General features: G+C 51.1%; 24 protein-coding genes and 2 pseudogenes. 9 read left to right on the top strand and 17 right to left on the bottom strand.

What is annotated here, in order from left to right:
- Nucleotides 1-134 precede the first annotated feature (134 nt).
- A complete protein-coding gene (locus tag CHL76_RS08900) occupies nt 135-494 on the top strand; it encodes a winged helix-turn-helix transcriptional regulator (RefSeq protein WP_094908374.1) in 360 nt (119 codons plus the stop codon).
- A 57-nt stretch (nt 495-551) separates the two neighbouring features.
- On the opposite strand, the gene CHL76_RS08895 is transcribed toward CHL76_RS08900, so the two are convergent.
- Complete coding sequence (locus CHL76_RS08895; protein WP_094908373.1) at nt 552-1,439, bottom strand: SDR family oxidoreductase; 888 nt, start codon at nt 1,437-1,439, stop codon at nt 552-554.
- A 183-nt stretch (nt 1,440-1,622) separates the two neighbouring features.
- Between CHL76_RS08895 and CHL76_RS08890 the strand changes: the two genes are divergently transcribed.
- The gene (locus CHL76_RS08890; protein WP_094908372.1) at nt 1,623-2,177 is read left to right on the top strand and encodes a DUF7010 family protein; all 555 of its coding nucleotides are present in this window, start codon (nt 1,623-1,625) and stop codon (nt 2,175-2,177) included.
- Nucleotides 2,178-2,262: 85 nt separating this feature from the next.
- Nucleotides 2,263-3,345, top strand: coding sequence for a hypothetical protein (locus CHL76_RS08885; protein ID WP_094908371.1), 1,083 nt, complete (start codon nt 2,263-2,265; stop codon nt 3,343-3,345).
- A gap of 16 nt (nt 3,346-3,361) precedes the next feature.
- Here CHL76_RS08885 and CHL76_RS08880 read toward each other — a convergent pair whose 3' ends face one another.
- Nucleotides 3,362-4,579: a hypothetical protein gene (locus CHL76_RS08880; RefSeq protein ID WP_094908370.1), complete on the bottom strand. Its 1,218-nt coding sequence runs from the start codon at nt 4,577-4,579 to the stop codon at nt 3,362-3,364.
- 243 nt (nt 4,580-4,822) lie between these two features.
- Between CHL76_RS08880 and CHL76_RS08875 the strand changes: the two are divergent.
- Nucleotides 4,823-5,258: pseudogene (locus tag CHL76_RS08875) on the top strand (VOC family protein).
- Nucleotides 5,259-5,331: 73 nt separating this feature from the next.
- Here the strand turns inward: CHL76_RS08875 and CHL76_RS08870 are convergent.
- From CHL76_RS08870 to uxaC, 10 genes and pseudogenes are all read right to left on the bottom strand, one after another.
- Nucleotides 5,332-6,660: a TrkH family potassium uptake protein gene (locus CHL76_RS08870; protein WP_094908369.1), complete on the bottom strand. Its 1,329-nt coding sequence runs from the start codon at nt 6,658-6,660 to the stop codon at nt 5,332-5,334.
- A 351-nt stretch (nt 6,661-7,011) separates the two neighbouring features.
- Nucleotides 7,012-7,206 (bottom strand): helix-turn-helix transcriptional regulator, encoded by a 195-nt coding sequence (locus CHL76_RS08865; RefSeq protein WP_094908368.1) that lies wholly within the window; start codon nt 7,204-7,206, stop codon nt 7,012-7,014.
- A gap of 17 nt (nt 7,207-7,223) precedes the next feature.
- Nucleotides 7,224-7,703 (bottom strand): DUF6773 family protein, encoded by a 480-nt coding sequence (locus CHL76_RS08860; protein WP_094908367.1) that lies wholly within the window; start codon nt 7,701-7,703, stop codon nt 7,224-7,226.
- Between the two features lie 196 nt (nt 7,704-7,899).
- Nucleotides 7,900-8,529, bottom strand: coding sequence for a class F sortase (locus tag CHL76_RS08855; RefSeq protein ID WP_094908366.1), 630 nt, complete (start codon nt 8,527-8,529; stop codon nt 7,900-7,902).
- Nucleotides 8,498-9,334, bottom strand: coding sequence for a DUF4397 domain-containing protein (locus tag CHL76_RS08850; RefSeq protein WP_094908365.1), 837 nt, complete (start codon nt 9,332-9,334; stop codon nt 8,498-8,500). The genes CHL76_RS08855 and CHL76_RS08850 overlap by 32 nt, the downstream gene beginning before the upstream one ends.
- Nucleotides 9,335-9,593: 259 nt before the next feature.
- A pseudogene (locus CHL76_RS17275) lies at nt 9,594-10,598 on the bottom strand (PfkB family carbohydrate kinase).
- A 3-nt stretch (nt 10,599-10,601) separates the two neighbouring features.
- Nucleotides 10,602-11,231 (bottom strand): bifunctional 2-keto-4-hydroxyglutarate aldolase/2-keto-3-deoxy-6-phosphogluconate aldolase, encoded by a 630-nt coding sequence (locus CHL76_RS08835; protein WP_094908362.1) that lies wholly within the window; start codon nt 11,229-11,231, stop codon nt 10,602-10,604.
- A gap of 11 nt (nt 11,232-11,242) precedes the next feature.
- Nucleotides 11,243-12,088: an SDR family oxidoreductase gene (locus tag CHL76_RS08830; protein ID WP_094908361.1), complete on the bottom strand. Its 846-nt coding sequence runs from the start codon at nt 12,086-12,088 to the stop codon at nt 11,243-11,245.
- 3 nt (nt 12,089-12,091) lie between these two features.
- Complete coding sequence (uxuA, locus tag CHL76_RS08825; protein WP_094908360.1) at nt 12,092-13,129, bottom strand: mannonate dehydratase; 1,038 nt, start codon at nt 13,127-13,129, stop codon at nt 12,092-12,094.
- 14 nt (nt 13,130-13,143) lie between these two features.
- Nucleotides 13,144-14,541: a glucuronate isomerase gene (uxaC, locus tag CHL76_RS08820; RefSeq protein ID WP_094908359.1), complete on the bottom strand. Its 1,398-nt coding sequence runs from the start codon at nt 14,539-14,541 to the stop codon at nt 13,144-13,146.
- Between the two features lie 113 nt (nt 14,542-14,654).
- Between uxaC and CHL76_RS08815 the strand changes: the two genes are divergently transcribed.
- Entirely contained in the window at nt 14,655-15,827 is a 1,173-nt protein-coding gene (locus CHL76_RS08815; protein WP_094908358.1) for an ROK family transcriptional regulator, read from the top strand.
- A gap of 7 nt (nt 15,828-15,834) precedes the next feature.
- Here the strand turns inward: CHL76_RS08815 and CHL76_RS08810 are convergent, their stop codons facing one another.
- The 5 genes from CHL76_RS08810 to CHL76_RS08790 form a co-directional block, all read right to left on the bottom strand.
- Nucleotides 15,835-17,133: a TRAP transporter large permease gene (locus tag CHL76_RS08810; RefSeq protein ID WP_094908357.1), complete on the bottom strand. Its 1,299-nt coding sequence runs from the start codon at nt 17,131-17,133 to the stop codon at nt 15,835-15,837.
- Complete coding sequence (locus CHL76_RS08805; protein WP_094908356.1) at nt 17,130-17,624, bottom strand: TRAP transporter small permease; 495 nt, start codon at nt 17,622-17,624, stop codon at nt 17,130-17,132. The genes CHL76_RS08810 and CHL76_RS08805 overlap by 4 nt, the downstream gene beginning before the upstream one ends.
- Before the next feature lies 1 nt (nt 17,625).
- A complete protein-coding gene (locus CHL76_RS08800) occupies nt 17,626-18,615 on the bottom strand; it encodes a TRAP transporter substrate-binding protein (RefSeq protein WP_094908355.1) in 990 nt (329 codons plus the stop codon).
- A gap of 34 nt (nt 18,616-18,649) precedes the next feature.
- Entirely contained in the window at nt 18,650-21,004 is a 2,355-nt protein-coding gene (locus CHL76_RS08795) for a glycoside hydrolase family 31 protein (protein WP_094908354.1), read from the bottom strand.
- A 228-nt stretch (nt 21,005-21,232) separates the two neighbouring features.
- Nucleotides 21,233-21,424: a hypothetical protein gene (locus CHL76_RS08790; protein ID WP_094908353.1), complete on the bottom strand. Its 192-nt coding sequence runs from the start codon at nt 21,422-21,424 to the stop codon at nt 21,233-21,235.
- A gap of 176 nt (nt 21,425-21,600) precedes the next feature.
- On the opposite strand from CHL76_RS08790, the gene CHL76_RS08785 reads away from it, so the two are divergent.
- From CHL76_RS08785 to CHL76_RS08770, 4 genes are read left to right on the top strand one after another with little or no spacing between them, the layout of a single operon-like run.
- Nucleotides 21,601-22,401, top strand: a complete 801-nt coding sequence (locus CHL76_RS08785; RefSeq protein ID WP_094908352.1) for a hypothetical protein — start codon at nt 21,601-21,603, stop codon at nt 22,399-22,401.
- Between the two features lie 4 nt (nt 22,402-22,405).
- Nucleotides 22,406-22,786 (top strand): GntR family transcriptional regulator, encoded by a 381-nt coding sequence (locus CHL76_RS08780; RefSeq protein ID WP_094908351.1) that lies wholly within the window; start codon nt 22,406-22,408, stop codon nt 22,784-22,786.
- A complete protein-coding gene (locus CHL76_RS08775) occupies nt 22,767-23,480 on the top strand; it encodes an ATP-binding cassette domain-containing protein (protein WP_233133301.1) in 714 nt (237 codons plus the stop codon). Before CHL76_RS08780 ends, CHL76_RS08775 begins: the two co-directional genes overlap by 20 nt.
- The gene (locus tag CHL76_RS08770) at nt 23,480-24,403 is read left to right on the top strand and encodes an ABC transporter ATP-binding protein (RefSeq protein ID WP_094908349.1); all 924 of its coding nucleotides are present in this window, start codon (nt 23,480-23,482) and stop codon (nt 24,401-24,403) included. The genes CHL76_RS08775 and CHL76_RS08770 overlap by 1 nt, the downstream gene beginning before the upstream one ends.
- The last annotated feature ends 2 nt before the right edge of the window (nt 24,404-24,405 follow it).

The following is a 24,405-nucleotide window of genomic DNA, read 5'->3' as shown; positions in this document are numbered from 1 at the left end:
AATGGCGGCTTTCGGCGGGCAGAAGCAGAACAGTTCGTTTTTCAAATAAAACGTGGTAGTATGTACATACTGAATTGCATGCAAGCAAATGACTACATACCTGCTTTATAAAATCATACTAAGGAGTGGCATTAATGAAAAAAGAAGTCGAATTCTGTCAGTTTCAGGAGGCGCTCGGCATCCTTGTCGGCAAATGGAAGCCTGTCATCCTTGTTCATCTGTTAAATGACGGCACGCAGCGCTTCAGCGTATTAAAACGAAAAATGCCGGGTATCACCCAGCGTATGCTCACCAAGCAGCTGCGCGAGCTTGAAGATGAGGATATCATTCAGCGCGTCATTTATCCGGAGATTCCGCCGAAGGTGGAGTATTCCATTACTGAATATGGCCGGAGCCTGGAGCCGATACTCGAAGCGATGCACGAGTGGGGAAGCTCCCACGTTGCACGAAAGCAGGCAGAGGAGCCCGAGGCACAGGAAGAAAAGCTGTCCTAAAAATTAAGCACCCATCTCCCGTTAATCCGGGAAATGGGTGCTTTTCTTCTGTCTTCATTAATTGGCGTTTAAGCCGCCAGTCGCGCTGTATACATGACCGGTTACGTAGCTTGCCTGGTCGGAGGCAAGAAATACGTAGACTCCGGAAAGCTCGACCGGCTGGCCGGCACGCCCAAGCGGTGTCTCCGGCGTTTCTTCCCCGAATTTCGGGATGTTTTCGCCCGGCTGACCACCGGAAATCTGCAGCGGAGACCAGAATGGCCCCGGTGCTACCGAATTTACCCGGATACCCTGGGAGGCTACCTGCTTGGCAAGTGCCTTCGTAAATCCGATGATAGTGCTTTTGGTTGCGGCATAGTCCAGAAGCATCGGCGATGGATCATAGCCTTCAACGGACGTCGTTGTTATGATCGATCCGCCCTCCGGCATATGCGGCAGTGCTTCCTGGGTCATCCAGTACATGGAAAACACGTTCGTTTCAAACGTGGAAACAATCTGTTCGGTCGTAAGGTCAGCAATATCCTTAACGGCCTGCTGTTTACCGGCGACAAGTGCCAGAATGTCCAGACCGCCGAGCTCGTCCACGGCCGACTGCACGAGTTCACGGGAGAACGTTTCGCTTCTCAGATCTCCCGGCAGAAGCACTGCTTTACGCCCGGCCTGTTCAATCATTTCTTTTACGTCCTGGGCGTCCGGCTCCTCGTCCGGAAGATAGTTGATCGCCACATCCGCGCCTTCACGGGCGTACGCAATAGCCGCGGCCCGGCCGATACCGGAATCGCCGCCGGTAACGAGTGCTTTTCGTCCCTTTAATTGGCCGGTGCCTTCATAGCTGCTTTCGCCGCAGTCCGGCTGAGGATTCATATATTTTTGCACACCAGGCGGATCCTGGTACTGCTTTGGATAATCGTCATGATAATACTGGTTGCGTGGATCCTGGGTCATGCTGAAAATCTCCTTTGTTTACATAATTTAATTACGTGCTTCTATATTGCCATTTCATAAAAAAATGAAACATCCAATAGTATTTTCACATAAAAAATCTTGTAAATCGGCCGCAGTACATGCCTCCCATAAATGAGATTTTATGGTACGCTTAATTCATGAATCGTCGCAACGGAGGTGGCAATGGTGGAGATACATGCATGGAGAAGGGAATTGTCGGTAAAGGGCAAAAACGGCATTGCTTTTTTAATGGCCGCAGTGCTGATCTGGGTGCTGATAACGGGAGTTTTTCTGCTTTCCCTGGATTTGTATACCCAAAACATACTCATGCTCTGTTCTTCGGGGCTGATGCTGCCACTGGCAATCCTTTTTTCCCGGCTGCTGCGGGCGGAATGGAAATTTGACGACAATCCGCTCAGCAGCCTCGGCCTCAGCCTGAACCTTGCGCAGCTGGCTTATTTTCCGCTCCTCCTCTGGGCCATCGCTGCGAGTCCCGTGGATGCCGTGCTGTTTTTTGCCGTCATTACCGGCGCTCACTTTTTCCCGTACGGTTGGTTTTACAGCAGCCTTCCCTATTATGTAATGGCTCCCGTTATCGCTGTCAGCGTAACCGTTCTGGCTGCAGTACAGAAGGGCAGCAGCCAATGGCTCGTGCCCGCCGCCATGGTAGTTCTGCTAATCGTGTTGATTTTGTGGTTGGAATGGGATTACCGGCAAAAAACTGCAGCACGGACATAACGCAGCATCCCGCTTCTACAAGCCAGAGCCCTCGTTCTTTGGGTTCAGGCGTTATTTTCACCGTAATGTTTTAGGAGGCTTATTAATGAAGAAAAATACCTGCGCCCTTATCGCCGGCTTCTCTGTATTGACGCTCGTAAGTGCCTGTGGAAGCAGCGGTACCGAATCCGAGGAGGAGACGTCCAGCAGCACCAATTCCAGCGAAACCGAAAGTGCTGACAGTTCCTCGAATGAGAAGCTGAGCGAAGAAGCGTTCAAGAAGGAAGCTGTGGCCTACAAAAAAAGCCTGGCTCCGGACACTATCGTAAAAGTTGAAGGCACCGTCTCGCAGGTGCTTCCCGAAGACCAGCCGGGAAATCCCTTCGGCCGGCAGGCTTACTCACTCACCTACTATTCCCCTGAGCAGCGGGATTTGTTTACTACTATTAGTGATCAGGACAATATTAAACGAAACGACCAGGTGACCGTGTTCGGCCGGTTCACCGGCACCACCGATACAGGAACGCCGAAAATCACCGGCTATTACTCTGAAACGACAGAGCCCGACGCCGGCACGGCAGGCAAAGAAGTTTCCCGGGATTCACTCACATTTCTTGGAGATTATGTTTATTCCGGCGAAGAGGCCTACCATTACTACGAGGCGTTTTTGAATAACAGCGATGAATATATTACTCCAGACTCGCCTTCTGCCACATGGTATGATGCGGGCGGCAGCGAAGCTGCTTCGACAGGAGGAGGCGAGGTGCAGGTGTACCCAGAGATCATCCCGCCCGGCGAAACCGGCTACGTCTCCTCCAAAATAACCAGCACGGCTGCTCCAGTGGAGGTTGAAGCAGCTTTATCCCCGGTAGTATCCGAAAACCGGCCCGCCCAGCTGAACGTTGAAAATGAACAGCTGAACCGATCCACCGGGGATGAGCCGCTGCATGTAAACACAGCAATTGAAAATGAAAACCAGGAGGCCTACAGCGACATTCAGCTGTACACCCTGTTTTATAATGCCAAAGGCGACTTTATCGGGCTTGAAGCAGAGGTACCCGAACAATCGATTCGTCCGCTTGGTACCCTTAACTACCGGCTCGATGTCACCACCTTTCCATACGACGAAAGCAGCGGAGTAGCAGGAGCGGTTACTCATGCCTACGTGAAGACGGAGGAGCTGGACTAACAGAAATAATTTATGATTACTGCGTTTCCTCCTGGATGTCGAAGCTTGAGATCGCCTCTTCATATAGCTCTTTAATCTCCTGGCGATTTTCTATTTTTTTCGGAAGAAAGTACCGGCCGAACAGAACGTGGTTCTCTGTCTCGGCAACAAACAGATACCGTTCATAATTTTTGTAGGACGTCCGGACGCCAGTCGTAAAATCCCCAAGGTCTGCCTGATTATTATTATGCAGGTACTCCACCTCCTCAGCCTGCTCCCCCCTATTGTTTTCAAATTCATCCTTCGGACGGCTTCGCAGCTCGTCTTCACGAAAGTAGCCCATGTCCTTTTCAAGAGCGAAAAAATGCAGGGCCGTTTCAGAACGTTGGAGGCTCCCCGGCTTTTCCAGCTCCGGGTAATTCTTTGATACGGTATATCCCAGCGCATCAGCATTGCGCAGCTGAAACCCTTGGGGAAGCGCCGGCACGGTAAAGGAGTAGGATTTCTCCGGGATCACCGTGCTGCTTTTTTCGTAGGGCACGTATTGGATCGTCTGTGCCTTTTGCGTCTGATCCACTGGCTCCTCCCACTCCTCAGGATTTTTAAAAGTCATCGTGCGGACTGCTTCAAGCGTCCGGTCGAAGATAGCTTCCTGCTCTCCGGTCTCCTCCGGCACGGTCAGCGTCGCTGTAATCAGGCGTTTCTTCTGTACGCCGTAAAACAAGTATTGTTCATATCCTTCTCTCGTGGATCGAAGAACAAACGAAAAGGGGCCCAGGTCCTTATCGTCCCCGGTGTAAACTGAATACGGTCTCCCCTCCTCCCTGTAGGAGGAAACCCGGGTCTCCCTGATCCGTTCGAGCGACTCGTCTGCATCCTGTTTATTCTCCACTGTCTTATTTCCCACCACACTGAACGTGCTGATATTTTCTTTCCGGCTCTCGCTCGTGGACGACTGATAAACATAGTCCATGTCCTCCGGACTGTATTCGAATTCGAAGCTTTTGTTTGAAATATAGTAGCGTTCGTTAATATAAAACCCTTCCGGCGCTTCTATCCGGAAAAACGGCTCCCCGTCTTCATCGTAAATAAAGGGACCTGAACCTCCTGCTCCAGCCTCCGCCGATCCCTCTATCCCCCGGTTCGCCTTCTGTGCCGCAAGTGTTTGTTCCAGCTCCGTCAAATCACTCTGCCGGCACCCGCCTAAAACCAATATCCCAGTCATAATACCGAGCAACGCCGCTCGCTTTTTCATTATGTATCACCTGCATCTATTTTCGTCTTTTGTCCGCGAATTGGTCTGTTTTCTGACTGATCCTGAGGATAAAATCATCGTAACATACGCTGAAGAAATATTTGGAAAACAGCATCTAATTAATTAGGAGGCCTATTATAATGGTAAAAAGGATTTTCCCTCTCTAGAGTAGAAATCAGTAATATGCTTATATTGCCCACTTGAAGAAGCTATTTAATTAAGCTGTAGAGGGGTGTGTGTATTATGGCTGGTGTCGAAATCGATATGGTAGTGACCGACAGTTTAAAAGCCCTGGAGCTGTATAAAAAAATATTTGAGATCGAGACAGTAGAGGCTTCAGACTTCCCCCGGGGCGAAAACGAAGCTATTTTCACGCTCTACGATGTCCCGTTCCATCTGCTGGATGAAAACCCGGCCTTCCATTTGACCGCCCCCCACCCCGGACGACCCGAAAACACTCTGGTTCAACATCACGGTTCCTGACATCGTGGAGACCTATGCCAAAGCCATCGACGCAGGCTGCCATGAAATACAGCCAGTTACGGACCTTCCTGATCACGGCGTGTCGAACGCTATTTTTATGGATCCCTTTGGCTACATCTGGATGCTGCATCAGGTGTACCTGGAAGTGAGCTTTGAGGAGCGCAAGCGGCTCTGGGAGGAAAAACGGGCGAATTAACATTGAAGCAGCCATTCTCTGTATAGCACAGAAAATAGCTGCTTTTTGTTTTTGCCCTCTTAAGCTGCAGGGGTCATCCTGTAAAGATATCGCCCTGCGGGTAGCGCACGTGCGTTTTTTTCGGCTTGGCCAGGGAAAAGGCGAGCGTTACTGAGCCCACCCGGCCGACAAACATAATGCCGATGATCACGACTTTTCCGATCGTGCTTAAGGCTTCAGTGAGTCCCATCGTGAGGCCGACCGTTCCGAATGCTGAAAATACCTCGAACACAATTTGCTCAAACGGGGCCTGCTCGGTCAGCGATAAAATAAATATTCCCGAGAAAACGACGGCAAACCCGAGCACCGTAATCGCAAGCGCCCGTTCAATAATGGCCGGGGCGATCCGGCGGCGAAAGGCTGTTAAATCTTCTTCGCGTTTAATGTATTTCACCGCTGCCAGCACGATCACCAGAAACGTTGTCAGTTTAATCCCGCTTGCCGTCGAAGCACTGCCGGCGCCAATGAACATGAGCATCATAATAAATACGATCGTCTGAATCTGCATATCGGCAATGTTGACGGTATTAAAACCGGCCGTCCTCGGCGACACCGCCTGAAAATAGGAGGTCCACAGCTGCTCCCCAAGCGAAAGCGAGGTCGTAGTCTGCGGATTAATATATTCAAACAAAAATACGATAGTCACAGCTGCAGCATTCAGCACGAGTGTGCCGACGATCATCAATTTCGAATGCAGCGTCAGCGTGCGGAATTTCCGTTTTTCCCACACGTCGTACAATACTGTGAAGCCGATGCCGCCAATAATGAACGAAGAGGAGATCGCAATATTCACCGCTGGATTGCCGGCATACTGCATCAGGTTGCTGTCCCAGAGTGCAAACCCGGCATTATTAAAGGCAGACACCGCGTGAAACACGCTGTAGAACAGACCCTCGCTCCAGCCGTACTCCGGCACCCACTGGGTGGCAAGTGCGGCTGCGGCTGCCGATTCCACCGTGAGGGAAAAAATTACCAGAATCTTTACCAGCTTCACGACGCCGCCCATCGCCGGCTGGTTCAGCGACTCCTGCACGAGAAGCCGGCTGCGGAGGCCGATGCGTTTACCGAGCAGAAGTACAATAAATACCGTAACCGCCATAAACCCGAGTCCGCCGAGCTGTATCATAACCATAATCACGGTCTGACCGAACACCGTGAAGCCGTTTCCCGGGCTGACCGTCACCAGACCGGTCACAGTCGTGGCGGATGCTGCTGTAAACAGCGCATCAATGAAACTGATCGAACCCGTTACGGAAACAGGGAGCATCAGAAGAGCCGTGCCGATGGCTATAACGATGATGAAACCGGAAGCAAGAATCTGCGGAGGCGTCATGCTCCGCATCAACCATGATAGAAAAGTCATTACACATCGCTCGATTCTGCAAAGGTTAGTACTGCGGATGAGGCATCATTTCTGGCTTGAAAAATATTCCTTCTGTTTTTTCTATCATACAAAAAACCTAAGCATTACACTATCTATTTTTTAAATCAACCAAAATGGAAAATACAAAAATTCAGGCTGAACGTCATAAAAAAGACTCCGGGGTCATACCGAAGCCATTCATTCAGGTTGTTTAAACGTCGAATACTCGCTATTCCAAAAAGTTCGGATCTGGGCTTTCTATCCTTAAGTGAAACGCTTTTTTCCCTTACTTCTATTATAATGCCACTCTATTGAAAAAACTGCTTTTATATTGCGACTTTCTATCCGGCTTCAGTCCTCCCAGAACAAATCATCAAGCGTTTTGGACAGGGCCTTGCAGATCGCGAGACACAGCTGCAGGGTCGGGTTATACTTGCCGAGTTCAATCAGGCCAATCGTCTGACGGGAAACGCCAATCTGTTCAGCAAGCTCCTGCTGGGATAAATTTTTCTCGGCCCGCGCTGCTTTTAATTTTAAATTTTTCATCTACGCTCCTGTCCTTTTTATTCGACATGCCTTGATTTAGTAATTGCTTCCACCAAAAATGCCAGCCCGATCAAAAGCGGGAGGTAAATCATGAGGCTTACAGCCGCCACTAGAAAAAAGTAACTGATGCTCTGCGCTGACCCTTCCGCATATAAAATAGCGCTCCGCGTTCCGAAATATAGGGAAATGGCCACCCCACCGGCTCCGGCATAAATAAAATTTTTCGCCGTCATCGGGATGCGGCTTCTGCGGTCATGCATTTCCCGCTCGGCACTGAAAATATCCAGCTGCCAGCCACGGACCATATAATAAAGCGATGGGATGAGCAATATCACTATTTCGGCTAGTATATTGCTGTAGGCCGCTACATCCACAAACTGTTTAATGATAATTGAAAGAAAACACAGTCCCACCACTACTATGTACAGTTCCCGATAGATTTGGTTTTTCGCCTGCTCCACCCGCTCGTCCTTCGGATTGGATTGGAACCACTTCATTCACACCGCCTCCTTTTTCTTTTATTGTATATTATAATTTTCAAAATGCAATATATATATTGCATTTATAACAGAACTTATCCTTTTAGTTATCTAAAAAACCGGTTGTTCGTGTTGAACATAAAAAAACCTGAACCGTGAACACTTGTTTCTGTGTCCAGGATTCAGGTTTTCATCATCCAAAAGCAGGTTTTCATTACCTTTCCACAGCCGAGGCGGTAACCACCAATCTTTCCCTGTGAGTACCGGCGTCGTTGTCAAACTCTCCGGTACATGTGATCAACTGCAGCGAACGCTCGCTGGAGGCGCCGAAAATCTGCTGAATCGGAGCATCATCATACGGATAAGATGCTGCAGATTCCATTTCAAAGGTGATCGTTTTCCCGGATTCACCGATTACTTCAATCAAATCTCCCTTTTTAAGTTTATCCAGGTGGTAAAATACCGCAGGACCGGAGCGGTCATTCACATGGCCTGCGATGACCGCATTCCCCTGCTGTCCCGGCTTAAATCCCGGCGAAAACCAGCCGGTGTCCTCCCCGTTATCCGGTACCTCCATTCCCCCGTTATCCGTATATCCCATATCGTCCACTTCCGCTTCCACACCAATCGAGCTCATCCTGATTGCTGCCGGTGAAATAGACTCAGGCGATGAAGCTGTTGGTGTCTCTGGCCGCTCCTCTATATCCGGAGCGTCCGCCCCTTCTATTGACGGTTCCGAATAAGCCGTTTCCGCTTCCGTGAATTCTTCGGAGCTTCCGGTTAAAAAAAGAATCAGGATAGCGAAAAGAATACTATGAAGTAGCGTCCGCGCGGCGGCGTACATAGTATCCAGCCCCAAGACCGGCTGCTAACAGGCCAGCCAATACATACATCATTGTATTATCTGTTCCGGCTGCTCCAGTCTGCGGCATCTCCGATGGCATACTGTCACTCGAAGGGGCTGCCAGTACAATAGCGTCGAGTGCAGGGTCACCTTCGGCAAAACCAACTGCAAGTACAGAATAATTCATGCCTTCCTCAAGCTCCGTACCGGCCAGATCAAGTACTACGTCCTCGGTGCCAGTCGGCCGCACCTCCAGGTCATAGGATCCGGCTTCCACTTCCATATAGTCCGTTACTCCGGTGAACGGAGCATCTTCAAACAAAATATCTCCGTCTGTTACCGCGACATCAACATTTGGAGCGTCAGGAGAGAAGTGGGCTACTCTGACATTCGCCATTCCTTCTGCTGCTTCCTGATTGTCCTCCAGCACGCTCAGCTCAATGTCGTCGAGCGTGTTTATGGCTGCAGCTGTATACGCTTCGCCCTCTTCCACATCAAGTGTTCCTGAAAGCACAGGCTCTCCTTCGCCTTCTTCACCTGCGGCAAATATTTCTACCTCACGTTCCCCTTCCGGTACTTCCATATAATCAGTTGCATCCTTGAAGGCCGCCCCTTCGACTACAGCCTCTCCATCAACGTACACATCAACCTCGGGTGCATCAGGAGAGGCGTGTACAATCCTTACCATCCCGCTGTCTTCCGATGCACCGTCCTCCGTATCGTGACTGTCGGCCAACGCTGTGCCTCCCCCAGCGAAACTAAACACCAGCGCACCAGTTAACATGGATCCAGCAAGCTTCTTCATTTCTCCGCCTTCTTTCTAAAAAGGATGTGTTTCTCCGGGGCGGGTAATGAATGAACAACCAACTATATAATCATAGTTAATAATATTATACCTTAAATTATAAAAAATAAACGTTAATTTCATAATTTTCTAAAAATATTTGTACACTAAATAATAATTGAGCTTAGAAACAAACACAGCGAGCAGCTTTAAACTAAAAGCTGTACCCCGAAAAACCAAAAAGCCCGGCTGTTCATCCAGCCGGACAAATAAGTATTCTTTATCGTTTCACATCGTTGTCCTGATTTTCAACAAACTGAAGCACATACGCTTCGTCAAACTGGTTGCTGTCGCCGTAAACCATGTGCTTCAGGACGCTCGACCCGGTCGCAAAGTCGACGATCTGCTGCGGCTCCCAGTTTTCCTGCAGGACCCCGTGCAGGATGCCGGAGGCAAAGCTGTCGCCGCCGCCGACCCGCTCCAGCAGATCAAACGACACGGTACTGCTCGCATGGAGCCGGCTGCCGTCATAGTAGTAGCCGGTCAGACTGTTCGAGCTGGCCGAGGCCGCTGTCCGGTGCGTGCTCGCCATCGTAGAGATCTGGTACTTCCGGGCCGCCTGGTCATACAACCGTTCCAGCTGCTCCGGGGAAAACACTTCGTCCCCGTCCATCCCGAGCAGGTAGACAAAATCCTTGTGGCTGATAAAACACGTATCCACATACGGCAGAATGGCTTCGAAGGACGCTTTGGCTTCCTCCGGCGACCACAGCTTCGCCCGGTAGTTGCAGTCAAAGCTCACCTGCACCCCGCGGCTGGCCGCCTCCTTCAGCGCCGTCATCGTCAGATTATGCATGGCCGGGCCGAGGGCAGGCGTAATGCCGCTTACGTGAAACACGTCCACGCCGGCAAGCAGCTACTCCCAGTCGAGAGCGGTGTCCACAAGCTCCCCTACCGAGGCATCCGCCCGGTCGTAGATGACCTCCGCCGGCTTAACGGAATAGCCTTCTTCCACATAATACAGGCCGAGCCGGCGGCCCTGGTCCACGATCGTATTCGTATGGACGCCAGCCGCCCGCAGCCGGCGCTTGGCAGCTTCGCCCATCGCATTTGCCGGCAGCGCTGTTAAAAACGAAGCGTCGTGCCCGAACTGGCTCATATTCATAGCCACGTTGGCCTCCGCTCCGCCAAAATAAGCGTGAAAATCGTTCGTCTGCACCAGCCGCTGGTGGGACGGCGGGGTAAGCCGCATCATGATTTCGCCCATCGTCAGGATGTGCGCCATCGCCTACACCTCCTCGGCGAGCCGCTGGAATTCGCCCGCCAGCCGGGTAACTTCCTCATAATCACCGGCTTTGGCCGGGCCGGTGATCGACCCGCCGGCGCCAATCATGATGGCCCCGGCCTGCAGCCATTCCTGCACGTTATCCAGGTCCACACCGCCAGTTGGCATCAGCTGAAGGTGCGGCAGCGGGCCGCGCAGCGTTTTAATAAAGGAAGGGGCGTACATCTCCCCGGGGAACAGCTTGACCACCTGGGCGCCGTAGGCGAGCGCTTCGGTCGCTTCCCGGACGGTCATGATCCCCGGAAGATACGGCACCGCATAGCGGTTGCAGAGCTTCGCAACATCTTTATCGAAGGACGGGCTCACAATAAAGGATGCGCCCCGGATAATCGCCAGCCGGGCCGTTTCGCTGTCGAGCACGGTACCGGCCCCGACCACGGCATCGGGATACTTTTGTACCAGCGTGCGCAGCACATCGTCGGCATCCGGCACAGTAAAAGTGACTTCGAGTGTTTTAGAGCCGCCCTTCACGCAGGCATCGGCGGTCTTCACCGCCTGCTCCGGGGTCTCCCCGCGAATGACCACGGCCACCTTGTTTTCGATCATGTGATTCAGAATATGAAATACTCTCATCGTTTTCTCCTTTACACTCCAGAATAGGCGGAAAATCCGCCGTCAATCGGTACGACAATGCCGTTCACAAAGCCTGAGGATTTTTCATCCACGAGCCACAGCAGCGTTCCCACCAGCTCCTCCGGCTCCCCGAAGCGCTCCTGCGGGGTCTGGGAAAGTATTTTTTCCGCTCTCGCACTAAGCACGCCCTCCTCCGAAAACATCAGCTCCCGGTTCTGATCCGTGAGGAAAAAGCCCGGCGCCATCGCATTTACCCTTACCCCGGATTTGGAGAAGTAAACGGCCAGCCACTGGGTGAAGTTGCTGACAGCCGCCTTGGCCCCGCTGTAGGCAGGGATTTTCGTCAGTGGCCGGTACGCATTCATTGAGGAAATATTAATGATCGAGCCCGGCCGGTCGTACACCATGTCGCGGGTGAATACCTGCGACGGAATCAGCGCACCGAGAAAGTTCAGGGAGAACAGCTGATCCACCGCGGCAGGGTCCAGGTCAAAAAAGGTGCCACCGCTGTCGGGTGCTTCCGGATCGAAGTATTCCTCCCCGGTCGTGGCCTTCGGATTGTTGCCGCCCGCGCCGTTGACGAGAATATCGCACGGCCCGAACCGGCTTTTCACATCCTCATAGATTGCTTCCATGGCCTGCTTGTCCGTGACATCGCCGCTGTAGCCGGCGGCTTCTCCCCCGCTTTCGCTGATCCGCCTGGCCACCTGATCGACCTTTTCCTTGCTGCGGGCAACGATCGCCACCTTGGCCCCGTTGGCGGCGAGCGCCTCGGCCATCACCGAACCGAGCACGCCGCTTCCGCCAGTGATAACGACGACTTTATCCTCCAGTGGAATTTGAAATGGTGTCTGCATTGTCTACCTCCTTTCCCGCTCAGCATCGATAATGCCGTTAAGATATACCGCGCCGAGTGCGCGGTCGTACAAGCCGTAGCCCGGCCGGCCTTCTTCGCCCCAGATCATCCGACCGTGGTCCGGGCGGATCGGGCCTTCGTAGCCCACCTCGATCAGCTTCTGGATAATGCCGACCATATCGAGGGAGCCCTCGTGCACAGAATGCGACGTTTCCTGAAATGATTTTTCGCTTGTCCATCGCACGTTTCTTGCGTGCACAAAGTGAATGCGGTCCTGCATATGTTCGATCATGCCGATTAAATCATTATCCTGGTCCGCCCCGTAGGAGCCGGTGCAGAAGGTAATCCCGTTGTGCCTGCTGTTGACCCGCTTCAGCATCGTCATAACGTTGGCTTCATTTGTGATAATGCGCGGCAGGCCGAAAATGTCCCATGGCGGATCGTCGGGATGGATGGCCATCAGCACGTCCTCTTCCTCGGCAACCGGAATAATCCGCTCCAGAAAGTAAATCAGGTTCTCCATCAGATCTTCTTTCGATATTTCTTTATACTCCTCCATGATAACCCGCAGGTCATCCTTCTGATAGGACAGGTCCCATCCGGGAAGCGTCAGGCTTCCGTCAAGCGGGTCAATCTGCTGAATCAAATCCTCGTCATACATAAGGGAATGCGAGCCGTCCGGAAGCGGGGCATCGAGCTTGGAGCGGGTCCAGTCAAACACGGGCATGAAGTTGTAGCAGATGGTTTTAATGCCCTCCCGGGAAAGGTTGCGGATTGTTTCCTGATACTTTGCAATCCAGCTGTCCCTCGTTCCTTTGCCCATTTTAATGTCTTCGTGTACCGGTACGCTTTCCACTACGTTCCACACAAGACCTCGCTGCTCGATTTCAGCCTTCATGCTCCTGATCGTCTCCCGCGGCCACGTTTCGCCCGGCGGCAGCTCATAGATAGCAGATACAATTCCCTTCATCGCAGGAATCTGTTTAATTTGTTCAAGCTTGACGGGGTCTTCAGTCCCGTACCAGCGAAAGCTCATCTCCATCGACTAGTCCTCCTTTAAATTGAAAAATATTTTTTCGCGTTGTAATAGCAGATATTTTCGACGTACGTACTTAACAGCTTCAAGTCGTTTGGCGCTTTTCCTTCCTCCACCCATGTGCCAATCAGGTTGCAGAGGATGCGCCGGAAATATTCATGCCGTGAAAATGATAAAAAGCTTCTCGAATCAGTCAGCATCCCGATGAAATTGCTGATCAGGCCAATACTGGCCAGAGATTTCATCTGGCTTTCCATTCCGTCAATGTGGTCATTGAACCACCAGGCGGTGCCTACCTGTACCTTACCGGGAATTTCGCTGCTTTGGAAGCTTCCGGCAATAGCCGCGAGCGTATTGTTGTTGTTGGGATTTACGCTGTACAGCACCGTTTTTGGGAGCGCACCATGTTGTTCAAGCTGATCGAGAAACGCAGCAAGCGGACGGGCGGGCAGCTGGTCGTGGATCGCATCAAATCCCGAGTCTCCGCCAAGCCTCTGAAACATCGCGGTATTTGTGTTGCGGAGCGGATGCAGGTGCAGCTGCATCACCCAGTTCTTTGCTGCGTACCTTTCGGCCAGGTGCAGCAGTGTATACGTTTTGTATTTGGCTGCTTCCTCCGCCGTAACCGTTTCTCCGCTCATTCGTTTTTGGAAAACGGCCGCAGCTTCCGCTTCACTGGCTGGTTCATACACCATGTCTGTCATGCCATGATCGGAGCTGCGGGTGCCGAGCGCATCAAACGCCTCGATTCGTTCATCCAATGCCGCTAAAAGCTCCCCATAGGAGGAAATGCTCCGTCCTGTCAGCTCTGCCAGCTGCCTGACCCAGCCGGAGAAGCTGTCCTTTTCCAGATGCAGCGCCTGGTCCGGCCGGTAGGAGGGTGACACGTCAAACGGCAGATTGCTTTGCCCCAGCTGCTCGTGGGTTGTTAACGCGTCTGCCGGGTCATCGGTCGTTCCCAGAAACACGACGCTGTCTTTCTTGAGCAGCGACTGGGTGGAAAACTCCGGGGACTGCAGCTTTTCCCGGGTTTCCTTCCAGATGGCTTCTGCCGTGTCTCTGTTTAACAGCGTATCGATGCCAAAGTACGACGACAGCTCCAGGTGCGTCCAGTGATAGAGCGGATTCCCGATGGTGTTCGGCACCGTTTCCGCCCATGCCAGAAACTTTTCGTAGTCGCTTTGGTTTCCCGTAATGTATTCTTCTGCGATTCCGTTTGCCCGCATGGCTCTCCACTTGTAGTGATCGCCGCTCAGCCAGATCTGGGCCAGGTTATCAAAGTTTTTGTCGTTTAAAATTTCGCTTGGCGGCAGGTGATTGTGATAGTCGATGAGCGGCAGATGCTTCGCATAATCATGATACAGCGTGCGCGCTACTTGCGACTGAAGCAGAAAATCCTCGTGAATAAACGCAGTCATGTTGTCATCTCCTAATTAATTTGTTTACTATGCAAACTATTAAATTTATACTTTTAACACAGCAGCATTCATATTACTAACATACGCAATACAGGTAGAAAGAGGGATCCTCCTTGCATAAAGGTGACTGGAACTATATACGAAACTTAAACCGTCGGGTGATTCTCGAGGAAATTGTGAAAAACGCTTCCCTTTCCCGGAGCGAGCTGGCGAGAATTACCGGCTTAAATAAAGCGACCATTTCCACGCAGGTGAATGACCTGCTTGAGCAGGGACTCGTAATTGAAACGAGGACCGAGGCGCTCGATACTCCGGGTAGGAAGCCAATTATTATTGAAATGAATGAAAACGCCGGCTTTACGGTCGGCATTGATATTGATGAACTCAGCACAAATATTATTTTTTGTGACCTGAAGGGCCGCCGCCTTCATCAAAAGCAGTTGCATCTGGATACGTACCATTTTGAAAGCATGCTTGACGAGTTAATTCAACAGCTGCAGACAGAAATCGGCGTCTTCCAGAACGGCTCCTCCATCCCGCCTCTAGCCGGCATCGGGGTCGGTATTCATGGGATCGTAAACAACGACAGCCAGATCGTGTATACCCCGAAACAACAATGGGTCGACCTGGATGTAAAGACCCGTCTCGAACAAGCGTTTGATGCTCCCGTGCATGTGGATAACAGCGCCAACCTGTCAGTGTATGCCGAACACGTTTACGCAAAGCATGGCTCCGACCTGTTCTGCCTGACTCTATACTCGGGCATTGGGCTCGGCATGGTGAAGGATTCGGTCATTTACCGCGGCTATCAGGGATTTGCCGGTGAAATCGGCCATATGATCATTGAGCCGGACGGCAAGCCCTGTCCGTGCGGCAACCACGGCTGCTGGGAGCTCTATGCCTCCAATAAAGCATTTTTTAAGCTGCTTCACGAAAGCGGCGACGAGTTCCATACTCAGGAGCAGGTAAGTAAACACCTTGAAACGACAGATGCTGAGCAGGAGATTGCCGAATACATTTTCTACCTGTCGATTGGGGTGAATAATGTGATTAACATTTTTAATCCAGAGCGCATCATCATTAACAGTCCGCTGTTTGCCTCCATGCCGGAGCTTTTGGACCGGGTCGAGGCGTCGCTGCAGTCCAAGTTTAACAACTACGATGAGCTGAAAATCTCGGGCCTGAACGAAGACGCCTGCGCCCTCGGAGCCGCGGCACTTGCATTCAAAAAGTTTCTCGGCGTTCATCATGTGGACCACTCCGCCTCCTTCCCCTCCTCGCAGTAATCCGCAGCTACATCAGATCAAACAGCTGTGGAAGGAACAGGCTGAGCTGAGGAATAAAGGTAATGGCAAGCACCATGACAATTAAAACAATGAAATACGGCACCAGCGTTTTGATCACGCTTTCGAGTCTTGCATTGGCTACACTTGTACCGACAAACAGCACGCTTCCGACCGGAGGTGTGATATTTCCGATACAAAGGTTGAAGGCAATAATAATGCCAAAGTGAACAGGATCGATGCCAAGCTCGGTCACCACCGGGAAAAAGATCGGCGTGAAAATGAGCACGGCCGGCGTAATGTCCATAAAGGTCCCCATTACAAGCAGGATCAGGTTGATAAGCAGCAGAATCACGATCGTGTTCGCGCTGATCGAAAGAAGCGCATTGCTGATACCTGCCGGAATTTCGGTATAGCTCATCACGAGGGAAAACAGCGAGGATGCTGTAATCAAAAGCAGAATCATGCCCGTGATTTCGATGGTTTCCTTGAAAATGTTTTTAAATTCCTCTTTTTTCAGCTGTCTGTAGATCAGTGACAGCAAAAGCGCATAAATGACGGCAACCGCTGCGCCTTCCGTAGCGGTAAAAATGCCGGCGACGATCCCGCCGATAACGATAATGATTAAAAGCAGACTAGGAATCGCATCAAATACGATAAACAGTTTATCCTTCCAGCTGACCTTCTCGGACACCGGATATTTATGCTTTCTGGCATACACGTAAGCAACGGCCATCACGGAAAGGCCCCACAAAATCCCCGGAATGTATCCCGCCATAAACAGCGCTGCAATCGAGGTGCCGCCGCTGACAAGGGAATACACAATCAGCATGGAGCTTGGCGGAATTAGAAGTCCTGCCGGCGCCGACGCGATATTGGTAGCGGCCGAGTAGCTGAGAGAGTATTTCTGTCTCATTTCCATCGGAGTCATGATTTTGCCCATCGCAGCAGCCGCTGCAACACTCGACCCCGAAATGGAGCCGAACAGCATGTTGCCGACGACGTTTGTATGTGCAAGAGAACCCGGCAGTCTGCCGACAATAATTTTTGCCAGGTTAATAAGCCGGAAGGCAATACCGCCGTTGTTCATAATAATACCTGCAAGCACAAACAGCGGAATCGCCAGAATCGTGAAATTGTCCACGCCAGTCGCAAGCCGCTGCGCGGTAATAATGATGCTTACATCAAACGGAATCACAAGTGAAATGGTAACCATCGCACTCAGCAGTATGGCGAGTGCAATCGGCACCCCGAACACGAGCAGTATGCCAAGCAATGCGAATAATAAAATTCCTGCTGTAACTGTCATCCTTTTTCCCCCTCACCGGCAGTGCCGATCCGGCTGCTGCCCCGAACCATATCAATTACGGCATACAGCACGATACATACACCTGAGGCCGGCACAGCGCTGTAGACAAACAGCATGGACATGCCCGTTGCCGGGGCCGTTTCCGAGTATGTATACGACAGCAGAATGATGCCGCCGATAATCATTGGTACTATTCCTAAAAACACCCATAAAATGTTAATGGCAAGCCCGATGAAGCGCTGCGAGCGTTCCCGGAACTTTTCAATCAGAAACACAATGGCGATATGCTTTTTCTGTCCGAAGACGTAGGCGGCTGTAAGCAGCGTGAACCAGATGAGCATAAAGCGGATAATTTCTTCACTTGTGGTACTCGGCGCATCCAGAACGTACCGGGTAAACACCTGCCAGATCGAAAGCAGGGCCATGCAGGTAATTAATACGGAATTAACAATTAATAGCGCACGGTCGAGAATCATTTTGACCTTTTGCATCCTACTCGGCCTCCTTTATTTTGTTGTAAATATCAGAGGTGTCCGGGTCGTTTTGGAACTCTTCATGCAGCGGCTGCACTGCATCAATAAACGACTGCTTGTCCACTTCATAAAATTCCACGTTCATTTCCTCTTTGGCTGTCGCCTTGGCTTCGTTCACCGTCTCGTTCCACAGATCCTCGTGATAGCTGGTCGATTCTTCGGCAGCTTCTTCGATGATTTGCCGTTCACTGTCGGACAGGCTTTCCATGATATTTTCATTGGCGATCAGCATGTCGGGAACAATGGCATGCTCGGTGTAGAAATAGTTTTTCGCCACTTCCCCGTGGTTACTGTTCGTAAGCGCCGTGGCGTTGTTTTCGGCGGCGTCGATAACGCCCGACTGCAGCGCAGTATACACTTCACCATAGCTCATCGGCGTCGGTGTGCCCCCCATCGCTTCGATCATCTGCACGCTCGTCTGGCTCGGCTGTACTCTCGTTTTTAAGCCGCTCATGTCTTCACTTGTTTCGATCATTCTGCTTTTCGTGTAAACATTGCGGACCCCAGCGTCGTAATACGTCAGGCCGCGGAATCCTTTATCTGCGGATTCCATATAGATGTCGTCCGTCACGTCCTCGTTATTCATGACACGCTTAAAGCTTTCCTGGCTTTCAAACAAATACGGCAGGCTGAAAACAGAATAGGCCGGCTCAAAGCTTTCCAGGGCACTCCCGCTCACCTTACTGAAATCAACGGCGCCGGTCTGGGTTCCTTCAATCACTTCGCGCTCGCTTCCAAGCTCGCCGTTCGGGTAAATCTTAATGCACATGGCTCCATCTGATTTTTCCTCCACGAGCTCAGCAAATCGTTCAAGCGACTGGTGCACCGGGTGATCCGTCGGCTGGTTGTGTGCGAGCGTAAAGGTCTTTTCTTCTTCGCCGCTTGCACTCTGGCAGCCCGTTAAAGCAATCAGAGCTATAATCGTGACAAGGCTGATCCATTTTTTCACTGTGGTTCCCTCCTTTAATTAGCTTTCAGTACACTCACTTCCACGAAAACCACGCACCTGCCTCTCCGTTGATAAAGACCTGTCTGCTTTCATCCTTCGGCAACTGGAGCTGCATCGATGTAAGACCGTTGTCGTACGCACCCTCCTGATGGACTTCAATATAGATGCCGCTTTCATCGGCTGTCATCGCACACGTAATAGAAAGCACTTCAGAATCGTGCTGCCTGTCGTTGTCGTCGTAATACGTAAACGATGTCCGTGCACCGTTTTGACCCGGGTACGCGTACATGTCGATCCGGCCTTCGGATTTGTTTTCCACCGGCAGCAGACTGCCGCCCTTTACCATGACCGGCGTATACTCAAGCGGAGCAGGAACTGTCACCTTACGTCCCCCCTCGTACCACTGTTCGGTATACATGTCGTACCAGCCGTGCGGATGTTCAGGCAGGTACACGGTGCGCTCACGCTCACCCGGACGCACGATCGTGCAGACGAGCAGCTCTTCGCCGAGCATGAATTCGTCGTTTTCAGCGTGCGTCGCTGCGTCCTCGCCAAAGTCGAAGAAGGTCGGCTTGATCACGGGCTCGTAGTCAGCTGACGACTTGTGCAGCAGTGAGAAAATATAGCCGGACAGCTGCTGGTGCCAGTGAATCGTCTCCGATACCTTACCTACAATTTCCGGGTACATCCACGGTTCGTTGACTGTCTGATCGTCGTTCCAGGAATGAATCGTAAACCGCGGGTAGTAGATGTTGCTCTGAATCCAGCGCAGAAACAGCTCCGGCTCCGGTGCGTTGCCGGAAAAGCCGCCCGTGTCATGCCCGAAATTGTAGATGCCGGAAAGGCTTAAGCCGATCGCCATTTTAATGTTGTACTGGAGCGTTTCCCAGTTGGAGTAGTTGTCCCCGGTCCACGTCTGGGCGTACCTGCTGAGTCCCGCGCTCCCTGCCCGGCTGATCAAATACGGCCGTTTTTCTTCATTGAATTCAAGCTGTGCTTCCAGGGAACTCTTGGTCATCAGCATCGGAAAAATCGCCCGGTAATCCTGGAATTTGCCGCCGCGGCCGAACAAATGAACGTCCGCCTCCGGATCCCAGATTTCGAATTCATTGTTGTCATTCCAGGTGGCGTCGATGCCGTTTGCAAGCAGCTCCGTTTTCACGTTTTTCTTCCACCAGTCAATTGTCTCTTCGTTGGTGAAATCCAGGTACACGCCCATGTCATCCCAGAACTGCTGCAGGAGCGGCCGGCCGTTTTTATCCAGAAGAATAAGATCGTTATCCAGTACCTCCTCATGCTTCGGGTGATCTATCAGCAGGCTCGGCTTAATGTTGGCGATAATTTTAATACCGCTTGCATGAAAATCCCCAGTAAACTTTACCGGATCCGGGAACTTATCGTAGTTCCAGTTAAAGACGTAGCGTTTATGGTTGATCGAGGTATACCCGGAGGACAAATGAAAGGACTCGCACGGGATATCATACTTTTCGGTATCTGCCACAAAGTTCATCAGCCGCTCCTGCGATTTTTCTTCATCCGTGTAGGTCATCGTCGACCCGGAGTAGCCGATGCTCCATTTTGGCATCAGCGCCGGGCGCCCGGTCATCCACGAAAACCGGCGGGTAACCTCGGCAACCGTCGGGCCAAGAATAAAATAAAAGTCCAAAAACGGCGAATTACTTTGAAAGTACCGGTATTTCCCGTGGTAGTTGTCCTTTTCCCGCCCCATGTCGAAAGCGCATTCATTATAGTCATCGTAATACAGTCCGTAAGCCGCATTGGTTTCCGGGGAGTACGTAATATAGTACGGAATATGCTTGTAGAGTGGATCGGTTTTTTCCGCGTCATAGCCCATCGCATCAATATTGAGCATCCGGAAGCGGTCGCCGTGTTTGTTAACCTTGCCCGTTTTTTCCCCGAAGCCGTAAAAACGGTCCGTGTCGTTTCGCTTTAAATAGTGGGCCGTTGGCGCGTTTTCTGCAATCTGGAACGCGTAGGCCTGGGTGCTGCGGTCTTCAGCAATTAACACGTCCGCGCCGCCTGTTTTGTCATACCAGCTGCAGTGGAGCTTGGCCATGTTGATGTTCAGCTTGAGCGATGCGGTTTCCACCATGACATCCTCCGGCGTTTCTGATGCTTCATAAGCCGGCAGCGAAAAAAGATCGGTCAGATGATTCCGGTTCAGTCCTTCAAACGGCACTTCCGTGTCCCCGGGGGCTACCGCCCACGTATGTATATCCATTTCCGGGCGTTCCTTCGTCAGCGTGATGCGGAATAATTTTTCTTCGAGTACATAAACACAAAAGTACATTTCCTGCATACCCGATTCAAAAACCAGCACGTTATTCTTCTGAGCTGATAAATAAAACTGGTCTTTTTTCGTCAACATATGTTCACCCTCTTTGGATTAATCACTTGCCCAAATAATTAATTTGTAGTGTAAACAAATTAATTATTGGTTTTTATGATAAGGCTTTCCTAAGTATTTAGCAACCCCGGTTTTACTTAATAGTTTATTTATTCTCGCACACCTCCTCCCCTGGCCGTTTCCCTGATATATCAAAAAAATGGCCCCCTGCCTCCTTCGGGGGGACCACCGCTTGGCCATGCTTCGCTGCTATTCTTCCGTCCGCTTCCGGTGATAAAAGAAATTACATATAAAAAGCATTGCCACGACCGCGCTCATAAATAGAATACCTTCTATCCTATAGGTTGCGTCGTAGTGGCTCTGGTCCAATAAGAGCACCAGATTCCATGTAATAAATAAAAATATTCCATACAAATAAAGAACGGACTTTGTACTTTTCATCCAACCCCTCCATCGGTTAGTTTTGCTGACCTTTTCCTGTTCCCTTCCCCATTTCGGGTAAATCGTTAGAAATGAACTTTATTCAAATGATTTTAATCCGTCATAAATGTTGTTGACGTTTCTTTTGTACCAGTGTACTATTTAATTAATACACTAATACAAAGGAGCTGTACTTTATGACAAGCTGGTTACAATTATGGAAAAAAGAGTTTGCGCTGACGCGGTCCGTTTTTTATTGGTGCCTCGCGCTGATATTCTTTGTCGTTATTTTCGCCGTGGTCATGAACAGCGGAAATTTTCTCTCCGTCAATGCGAACAATCCCGCCCAGAGGGTGGGAAGCGTGGTGCTCGGTTCTCTCAGCGCTGGTATTTTTGCACATTTTGTTTATCTTCCGATCTACATGATTGTCAGCCTGGAGCTCGAACGCCGCCAGATGCACCTATGGCTGTATCAGCCGCAGCCGCTGGCTAAAATGCTCAGCGCCAAATATGCAAGCGGGCTCACCTGCGCTTCGATTTCGCTTTTTATTAACGGCCTTCTGCTGCTTCTTGCCTCCTGGATGACACCGGGGCTCCCTCCCTTTTTCGGACTGCTCGAGGAGGGGGTAACATGGATGCAGCTGCTCGCTTTATGCTTGCTCTGTGCTGTTTTTGTGCTTCTCGTTTCTCTTTATTTCAGTGTCTATCTGCTGTTTATTTACGCGTTTGACTTTGCATATCGGCACACCCTGGGCAAAGGGCTTCAAATCGTGCTGGCGATTGCCGCTGTTGTTCTTCTGAGCATTCTTGCCAATTTAGGGCTTGGTGATGTGTATCAGGCGATTACCAGCTGGGGCCAGTTTTCGCTCACCGGACTGGTAAATGTAGAATTTTTTAACCTCAATCTATATGCCGGCGTCATTGTTTTTCATGCCGTAATTGGTACTATTCTCTTTATCCTGTCTGCTCAGTTGATTGATAAGAAAGCGGAGGTATAAGCTCATGGCTTACACATTTGATAACTCCAGGCCCATTTATCAGCAAATCATTGATACGATTCATGGCAATATCATTCGGGGCGAATGGCCGCCGGGGACGAAGCTTCCTTCCGTCCGGGCACTGGCTGTCGATTTTGGCGTCAATCCGAATACCGTCTCCCGGACATACAGTGAATTAGAACGGACAGGAGTGTTGGAAATGAAACGAGGACAGGGAACCTTTGTGACCGAAAACGAAGCAACCATTCAGCAGCTAAAACAGCAGCTGATGCATCAGCGGATTAAGGAATTTATGAACGAAATGGAAAGCCTCGGCATGAGCAAAGCAGAAATCCGCCAGGGCATTGATACCTACCGAAAGGATGATGACCATGATAACCTTTGACGGGGTAACGAAGAAATTTTTAAACCATACCGCTCTCGAAAACGTGACGATCGAAATCCCTGCCAAAGGAGTGACAGGGGTCGTCGGCGAAAACGGCAGCGGCAAGTCCACCCTTCTTAAGCTTGCCGGCGGGCTGCTGCGACCGGATAAAGGGGAGGTCACCTACAAAGGAGCGCCGGTCTCCCGGAAGGACAGCTCCCGAATCGCCTATCTATCAGAAAACGACCACATATATGCTTTTTTCCGCATCGACGAATTGATTAATTATCAGGCCTCCCAGTTTCCTGATTTCAACAAACAGCGCGCCTATGACATGCTGGACTTCATGAATCTGGATCCTGCCCAAAGGATCAAAACGCTCTCCAAAGGCAACCGCGGCCGGGTAAAAATTGTTGTCACGCTGGCCCGGGAAGCCGAGCTGCTTCTGCTCGACGAACCGTTATCCGGACTGGACCCCATCGTACGGCGTTCCATCATTCAGAGTCTCGTCTCGTTTGTGGATGTCGAAGCCCAGGGTGTTTTGATCAGTACGCATGAAGTCAGTGAAATGGACCCTCTGCTCGACCGGGTGCTCGTCCTCCGGCAGCAGCACGTTCTGGATATGGAGGACAGCGAAGCGATCCGCGAACAATTCGGAGTTGATACAGCAGGCTGGATGGAGCACATCTATGCCAGGGAAAGGAATGTTTACTGATGACACAGCATGCGGTCCTGGAGCTTGAAGGCCTCACAAAGTCCATCCGGAAAACCACCATCGTCCATCCTCTTCATTTACAGGTTCATGCCGGAGAAGTATTCGGTTTTATCGGCCCGAATGGCGCTGGTAAAACGACCACCATCCGCATGATTCTCGGGCTCGTAAAAGCCACCGGCGGAAATGTTTATATCGCCGGCGAGAATGTACAAACCAACTTTTTAACCGCTATTTCTCGCGTCGGAGGCATTATCGAAAATCCTGAAATGTATGATTACTTAACCGGCGAACAGAACCTGAAGCATTACGCCCGGCTTGCCGGGAGCGTTTCAGAAAACAGCATCTGGGATGCAGCCGAACGAACGGGCATTTCCCACGCCCTGAAACAAAAATTGAAGACCTATTCCCTAGGCATGAAGCAGCGCCTGGGACTTGCGCAGGCCCTGCTCCACCAGCCAAAGCTGTTAATACTGGATGAACCGACCAACGGCCTGGACCCTGCAGGCATCCGGGAGCTCCGGCATTACCTGCGCCAGCTCGCAGAACAGGAGCAAATGGCGGTGTTCATCTCCAGCCATCAGCTCTCAGATATGGAGCAGATGTGCGACCGTATCGGTATCATTCATCAGGGACGTCTGGTGGATGTGCAGTCGGTCCAGTCCTTTGTGCAGGGAGACCGTCAAAAGCAGGCTGTCACCATTGTCACCGACCAGCCCCTCGAGGCTTCCACGGCGTTAAAACCATTTACACAGGAGCAGACGGCAGTGATGGACGCTTCCTCTGTCCGGGTGTCTCTTTCGCCTGACGATGTGCCCCAATGCATCGCTACACTGGTCGAGCATGGCATCCGTATATACGAAGTCTCCGCTCACCACCATTCGCTCGAAGACCAGTTTTTAAAAGTAACCAACGGGGGTGCTTGAGT

Origin of the sequence: Marinococcus halophilus, assembly GCF_002265875.1 — a bacterium.
GTDB classification, from domain to species: Bacteria; Bacillota; Bacilli; order Bacillales; family Marinococcaceae; genus Marinococcus; species Marinococcus halophilus.
This window is presented reverse-complemented; position numbering and strand designations above follow the sequence as displayed.